Source organism: Peribacillus sp. NPDC096622, assembly GCF_044762665.1.
Classification (GTDB): domain Bacteria; phylum Bacillota; class Bacilli; order Bacillales; family DSM-1321; genus Peribacillus; species Peribacillus frigoritolerans_B.
Genome location: NZ_JBIWES010000048.1, coordinates 1 through 6,981 on the forward strand (window position 1 = coordinate 1; position 6,981 = coordinate 6,981).

Here is a 6,981-nt window from a genome sequence, read left to right on the forward strand (position 1 = left end):
GCAACGTGTAATTGTTGGGCTATATCCACACCTACAATTAGATGTGTATCGGAAATTCTTTCTATTAGTTGATTTTGTTTGTCTTGCATTTTAAATTCATAGTAGGGCTTCCTCCTTAAGACTTTGAGTTAGATTGGACTCTATACTCGTATCTTACTGAGGGGGTCTATTTTTTTCAAACTTGATATTTAACGATCTACAGGAATGCTAACCTGCCCCGTTAGTTCCATAAGAAAAGAGCTGCCTTAAAGACAGCTCCGATCTTCAGCTAAAGCACCTGTTAGTTTAAGTACAAACCTTCACAATCTTGCTAACCTGTCTGTAACTTCGGCGTTATTTTGCGTTAATTTTGAGTGCTATTTGCACATCCAACTTCAAAAATAGGTCATCCCCCAAAACGATAAATTGAGCTTATCAGTTACAAGAAAGTCCAAAATTTCGTTCTGGAGGTACTACAAAACATTACCTTGATGGCAATGTGACGTACCCCAAAAATGGCCAGTAACAGAAATACGCTCTGTTACTAGCCATTTACAAAATTATGCTTAATTTAAATTGACAGTAGAAATATATTGAACAGTTCCTTGTTCAGCTACTAAATTTATCTCTAAAATAAATGTTCCCTTCCTATTTGGCAGATGTATTGTGCTATTTTCAATTGTAATCGATTCTTTCTTATTGTTATTCCAAAGCTGTGCTGTAATATCACTTTCTAAAACTGTACCATTTGCAATATATGAAAATCCTATATCCTCTCCAGATGGTAGGTCGATTTTTTTTTCTTTTTGTGCAAAAGTCTTTATATCATCCACCCGTTTTTTTACAAATTCACCATCTTTCACTTCCCAGTTTACATTTCCTTGTTCCATAATTATTCCGGAACCATTAACGTGTAACTCGCCTGTGGGAGGGCTTGTATCATAATCTTCACCTATAAAATTATAGACACCAAATTGTCCGGCAATTAGAATAATAATAAAAATTGAGATGGCAGCAACTGGGATAAGCAGTAAAAGCTGCAATATTTTTTTCATGGTCTTCCTCCCCTTAGTAACCTGACTTTGACCAATTAATCTTACCACTAATTCCCATTAATTTAATATACAACCTTTTAATTGAATTACTTTGATTGAAATTGCAGAACAGGTACTTTTCCCTAATGAACTATTTATTGCTGAATAATCTATTAATAATATACGTGCAAAATAGCACTTAAAATGAGTGCAAATTATCACCTAAAGTAACACCTGCCCCTTTAGTTGCATAAAGAAAAAGCTGCCTTTTAAAGACAGCTCCGATCCTAAGCTAAAGCACCCGTTAGTTCAACAAGAAACTCATCTTGTGTTCCTTTTATGTACCTTAAATTCGCCTTAAATTAAATACATTTTTCATACTTAAATAACAAAAGCTTTTCAGTTAGCTGAACTTCTCCTATTTTTTCATAGCCAAATTTCTCATAAAAATATTGATTTCTTTTGTTTAAATATGGAGTATATAAACGCCAAATTTTTATTAATGGAAATTCAGCCTCAATTAATTTCATTATCTTTGTTCCGAGACCTTTATTTTGATATTCGTTTGCTATGAATAGTTTATCTAATAACAGTATATTTTCTTTTTTACGGAGATCTATTCCACCGATAATGTTGTTATTTGACCATATTGTGTAATGGATATAGTGTTCAATATTTTCGATTAATTTCTCAGGTGTCTCATTTACAGGAGTTGTATCGTGGTCTTGGTATAACTTATAGTCTTCTGCAAAAGCCTTTTTCTGAATGGCAACAACATATCTACTTCAGTTAAACTTGTTCTTTTGATGGTAATTTCCATCTGTGATGCACACCCTTTATTTAAATTTCTTTGTTATCTACATATTCTATACAAATTGTGAATTATCCTTGTTCAACTAATCTGCCCCTTTAGTTCATTAAGAAAAAGGCTGCCGCAGCAACCTTCCTTATTGAACTAAATATCCGTTAATTAGACAATAAATTAAATTTATCGATTTATATTCTTTGTCATACCAATGGTAAACTTCTCAAATCCAAAAGTTTCATAATATGATTTCAAACTTTCTACACACATAAGTTGAGGAATTACTCGATTTTGCTCACAATGTTCAATTATTCGATTCAACATTTCTTTGCCGATTCCTTCGGACTGGTAGCTCGGTAGTACACACACTCCACATACAATTCCAGTAATCACACCATCTGAAATAACACGTCCCATACCCACTAACTGTTGTTCATCAAAAGCATAAATTGCATACCAACTTTGATTGCACATTTGTTTCAAATCATTAACTGTTAATTTAAGTGAATTCCATCCTAAAGATTCATATAAGGTTAGTAATTGCTTAAAATTTTCAGGGGGTTCTATTGTATAAATGATGAACTATCCTGCCCCGTTAGTGCCAAAAGAAAAAGCGATCCTTCTTAATGAAGACCGCATCCGTTAGTTGAAATTCAAGGATATGTTTTTATGTGTTTATAATTTATTAACTCACCCCTTGTATCTACAACAACCTCATCTATTCCATAACTATTATGGGCATCATAATAAGGTTGGACTTTTAGAGTTATCTCATATTCTCCACCAACTCCGTACAGTTGCTTAATTTTGAGTATTTCTGTGTCATACGAAGCCCAAGTAAGATTACTTGGTGCATCTTTATCATCTTTATATATTTCAGCAATTGCTTTATCTACTGGTTGTCTAAGACTATTTATAAGTGCATATTTAAGTGTTTCACATAGTTCCGTATCAGCTTCATTTATTGTTTTTGAATAAACTGGCGTATTAGAGCTTACTAAGAATATTGATATCAAAAGCATTACTGCGAAATTTTTCATTTTATCACCCACTTTAGTTTCCTAAGAACTGTAAAGTTTTATTCAAATATTTTCCCCTGATAGTGAATAAAGAAAAAGCTTCCTTAAAGACAGCCGTTCTTCAGCTAACGCACCCGAATTAAGGCTTTTTGTAGAGTTGACACAAACTGAGCGATAAAAAAGCACAAACCTTTTGAAAAATAGAAAAAGAAAAATTACCTCCAAGGCCAGAATGTTATTTATTAAAGTGTTTATGCTCTTAGCTGGGTTGGAAGGTTAATCCCGTCATTTTTCCCGATAATTTGCGCTTATTTTAAGTGTTATATTGCACATCCAACTTTAAAACCCAGCTACCTTCACATGAGAAGGTAAGCTGGGTTTACGTCCAATCACTAAGCTATTGCACCTTCTACGACTTTCTGTACAATAAAACAGGGATAATGTTTCTTTGAAATGGAGTAATCTCATAAAGTGGCATTATGAAGTGATAACAATTTACAATATCTTCTTCAAATCTAAACTACGAACTTTCCCCAGCTATAGTGTACTTGAATTTTTAGTGTCTTGATGTAATTGCTCGTTTTGAATCTTAACTTGCTGAAACTGATATATTACATAAAAGATTAAACCCACAAGTACAAATAAAGAAGAAGACAAAAACATACCAGTGTATCCAATATAATTTGCAATGATACCTAAGACAAAGGCTCCTCCTGCGATTCCTAAATCGACTGACATATGATAAGTAGCTGTGGCGGCACCTCTACGTTCTGCAGGCACAGCTTCTATTACTAGCGCTTGTAAACTTGGTTGTATAGATCCTAATCCGAGACTTATGAGAAAGGCTGAAAGCAAAAAGATGGTAAGTGTATTCGATTGACTTAACACAACCGTTCCTACGATACACAATAACATTCCCGGATAGATGACAAAATAAGCTCCGAATTTGTCGGATATTTTACCGGTAATAGGCCTTATTACTAATAACACAAGTGAATAAACAGTAAAAAAGTATCCCGATGCTTCTACCATTTTTAATTCTTTTGCATAAAGAGAAATAAACGAAACAATACCACCATAAACAGATAAGATCATGACAGAAACAATACAGATAAGTATTACCTTAGGTTCGATAAGTTTTTCAATAAGAGACCGATTTTGGTTTCCACCCTTTTTTTGTGTATGATCATCAACCTTTATCAAATTTCCTAAGAAAGCGCTAATTCCACCTAGAATACAACAAAAAATAAATAAAATATTAAAATTCCCACTATTCACAATCCATAACCCTAATGAAGGACCTATTACAAGTGCTAAGCTCACGAAGGCTCCATAATAACCCATTCCTTCAGCACGAAGTTCAGATGGTACGATATCAGCTGCCATTGTTCCCGATGCTGTTGTAGCGATTCCAAAGCTAAACCCATGTATAAATCTTAAAAGGAAAAACAAAAGTATGCCCGGAATGTTTAAATAGAGAAACATTAATACAAAAAAGGCGATACGAGCATACAAAAATACTTTCTTTCTCCCGATTTCATCAAGCCACTTCCCAGCAAGAGGACGGGCAAATATCTGAGCTGTTGTAAAAAATGCAATAATTAACCCCACTTGTCGTTCTGTACCATCAAGATGCTCTACTAAGTAAACAGGTAACGTTGGTAACAACATATAAAAGCTAGTAAACATAAAAAAATTACTAAAACACAGTAGTAAAAAATTACCATTCCATAATTTGTTATTATGCATCATATCTCCCCTTTTCGCCATTTTTATCAGAATATTCTTGTAATCAATTACCAATTATATTATAAATAGGTTATAAATGGAAACGGAGGTGAGCTGAATGTTAAAATTCCAAAGCGCGAGCATTAAAATTAAACCATCTGGATTTGAAACTTGATCTATCGTTCTATGATTAAGCGTTACATAGTGGATCCCCTTGTGGGATCCACTTATTATTTACATAAAGTCATAAAGTCAAAATACGGCTTAACATATATACTAGAATCGTTAAGGAGGAGTAAACTTGATAAATACAGAAAACGCCTTTTTATCAGCATTTTTGTATTTTAAAGAAACTGATAATCAAGCAAATATATGGTCTAAAACGGTTTGTCGTTCTTTACTATCACAAGATTTTACAAAAGCTTCATACCGTCTTGGACAATTACTAGAACCATCTACCCTTTTCGAAGTAGCATCTGTTTCTAAAATACCTGTAGAGTCTTTATCAAATTTAGATTATTCATTGGAGGGACCTATAAAGGATATCAAAGACAAAATATTGAATGTTTCTTACTTTTCTCCAGTAGAGGTATTAAATGTTGCTTATAGTCTTGCTGCTATATCCCGATTTGAATTATCTTCAAAAATCCTTCGCAACATTGAAATTAAACATTTAATCAATGAAGAGTTAATTCACTACTATTACTTAAGTTTCTTTTTGAAAAATAGATTAACCGAGGAAGCATCTTGTGAAGAAGAATTTTCAAACATGAAAAACATTTTTGAGAATCAAACGTTCTCCGAGGTAGCCTTATTAAAAGTTGCTACTCAAGCTATTGTTTGGCACATAAAAGAAAAATCCATAAGTTCAGATCTCTATAAATGGTACATAAAGATAGGGTTAGATGCTGTAAAGGTTTTAGGAGAAGGAAAAACATTCCCTGAAAAGATAGCTCTTTCCGCATTTCACCGTGCTTATGCAATGGTTCCTGCTGAAGAAATGCTAGTGGAACAAACTAGAAATGAAATGGAGAAAGCTTTATATTATGCAAAATCTGCTGTACCTTCAAATGATCTAGAAGTATGCAGGAAACTAAATGCAATCAAAACTTGTTACGAATCAGAATTAAAAGAGCGTCTATATTTGTCAAAAGAGTATGAACAAGCAGAACGAGCAGGATCAGATTTGATTGATACAGACCCTAATTGGTCTATATCTTATCATGAAATGGCAGATGTATATATGCATACTGAACAGTTTGAAAAAGCTCTAACTATGTTTAATAAAGCACAAGAAATTGGCCTTCCCCGTATAACCTATACACATTTTATGATGGGGTATTGTTTAAATTCTCTTGGGAGAAAGCAAGAAGCTCTTATTTCATTTTTGAAGACTTTAGAAGTCGACTCAACTAATTTATCAGCTGGTATTAATGGCTATAACATATCAAAAGAGATTAAACATGATTCTTTTGAAAAATTTAAAAGGTATTTAGACCAATGGGAAACAGAAGGCATTTTAGGTGAGGAAGAAAAGGTATATATCAAATAAATTGGTGACAACTATACAATTTTTTGTACTTTAAGTAGCTAACAACTCTAAAACGTACATTTATCTGTTGCGCCTGGCCCTCCATCAATCTAAGTTGACATGAAAAAAAGCTATTCTTTTTGTAGAATATACAGAAAGGAAGGCTTTTTTTCTATTTCAGAAGAAAGTCCCTTTTCAATATAAATGTTCAATCCACCAATATTTTATTCTCTCATTTCCCTACTACGATGCAGATTTTTCCTTTATTTTTAGTTATTGTTAGATGTTGTTGCTGACGTTGTTTCCTCGTTGCAGTTTCTTCCAGCCTCTTCAATGCCCTTCATGGCATCTAATAAGTTGAGACCTAAGTCAATTGCATCCTTTACTTCTTAAGGTATATCTAATGTACAGAAAAAGGCTTTTTTTGCTGGGGTTTGCTTAGTATAATATACTGAAGTTTTGGTGGTACGTCTTTTTCGATGACAAAAAACGACAAAATAAATGAAAAATAATAGTACTAATATACTTGCAAAATAGCACTTAAAATAAGTGCAAATTATACCTTAATGTAGCTTTGAAACAAAACAACTCTGGCATACGCAATACACCGAATTGAGACGGATGATTCCCATATGGTATATGAAAAACTTCTGTCAATGTAAAAACCCCATTCACTATATAAGTAATAATATATTCTTCTAAACCATGCTACTTCTTTAATTCACCAAGAAAAACCATACTTCCTTCTTTAAGTATGGCACTTGTTAGCTTTATAATTCTTTATGTTTTATTGAACTCCCTCAGTTTGATGCGAATATCTCTCGAATGCTCACTTATTCGCAGGATTTCACAACCCTTTTAATTAGACTTATGGGTAAATGAAAT

The 6,981-nt window shown here is 33.1% G+C and carries 6 protein-coding genes; 1 reads left to right on the forward strand and 5 read right to left on the reverse strand.

Features of this window, described 5'->3' with window-relative positions:
- Window positions 1-545 precede the first annotated feature (545 nt).
- From ACIQYG_RS26665 to ACIQYG_RS26685, 5 genes are all read right to left on the reverse strand, one after another.
- Window positions 546-1,034 (reverse strand): hypothetical protein, encoded by a 489-nt coding sequence (locus ACIQYG_RS26665; RefSeq protein WP_264895217.1) that lies wholly within the window; start codon window positions 1,032-1,034, stop codon window positions 546-548.
- Window positions 1,035-1,375: 341 nt separating this feature from the next.
- Complete coding sequence (locus tag ACIQYG_RS26670) at window positions 1,376-1,780, reverse strand: GNAT family N-acetyltransferase (RefSeq protein ID WP_402844553.1); 405 nt, start codon at window positions 1,778-1,780, stop codon at window positions 1,376-1,378.
- Between the two features lie 221 nt (window positions 1,781-2,001).
- Window positions 2,002-2,397, reverse strand: a complete 396-nt coding sequence (locus ACIQYG_RS26675; RefSeq protein ID WP_402844556.1) for a GNAT family N-acetyltransferase — start codon at window positions 2,395-2,397, stop codon at window positions 2,002-2,004.
- Window positions 2,398-2,471: 74 nt separating this feature from the next.
- Window positions 2,472-2,858 (reverse strand): DUF3888 domain-containing protein, encoded by a 387-nt coding sequence (locus tag ACIQYG_RS26680; protein ID WP_402844544.1) that lies wholly within the window; start codon window positions 2,856-2,858, stop codon window positions 2,472-2,474.
- Between the two features lie 516 nt (window positions 2,859-3,374).
- Window positions 3,375-4,589: an MFS transporter gene (locus ACIQYG_RS26685; RefSeq protein ID WP_402844547.1), complete on the reverse strand. Its 1,215-nt coding sequence runs from the start codon at window positions 4,587-4,589 to the stop codon at window positions 3,375-3,377.
- Between the two features lie 277 nt (window positions 4,590-4,866).
- Between ACIQYG_RS26685 and ACIQYG_RS26690 the strand changes: the two genes are divergently transcribed.
- Entirely contained in the window at window positions 4,867-6,117 is a 1,251-nt protein-coding gene (locus ACIQYG_RS26690; protein WP_402844550.1) for a tetratricopeptide repeat protein, read from the forward strand.
- Window positions 6,118-6,981 lie beyond the last annotated feature (864 nt).

Bases quoted from the DNA above. Each gene is read 5' to 3' on its own strand.
- ACIQYG_RS26665 (WP_264895217.1), bottom strand. From the start codon at position 1,034: ATGAAAAAAATATTGCAGCTTTTACTGCTTATCCCAGTTGCTGCCATC.
- ACIQYG_RS26685 (WP_402844547.1), bottom strand. From the start codon at position 4,589: ATGATGCATAATAACAAATTATGGAATGGTAATTTTTTACTACTGTGT.
- ACIQYG_RS26680 (WP_402844544.1), bottom strand. From the start codon at position 2,858: ATGAAAAATTTCGCAGTAATGCTTTTGATATCAATATTCTTAGTAAGC.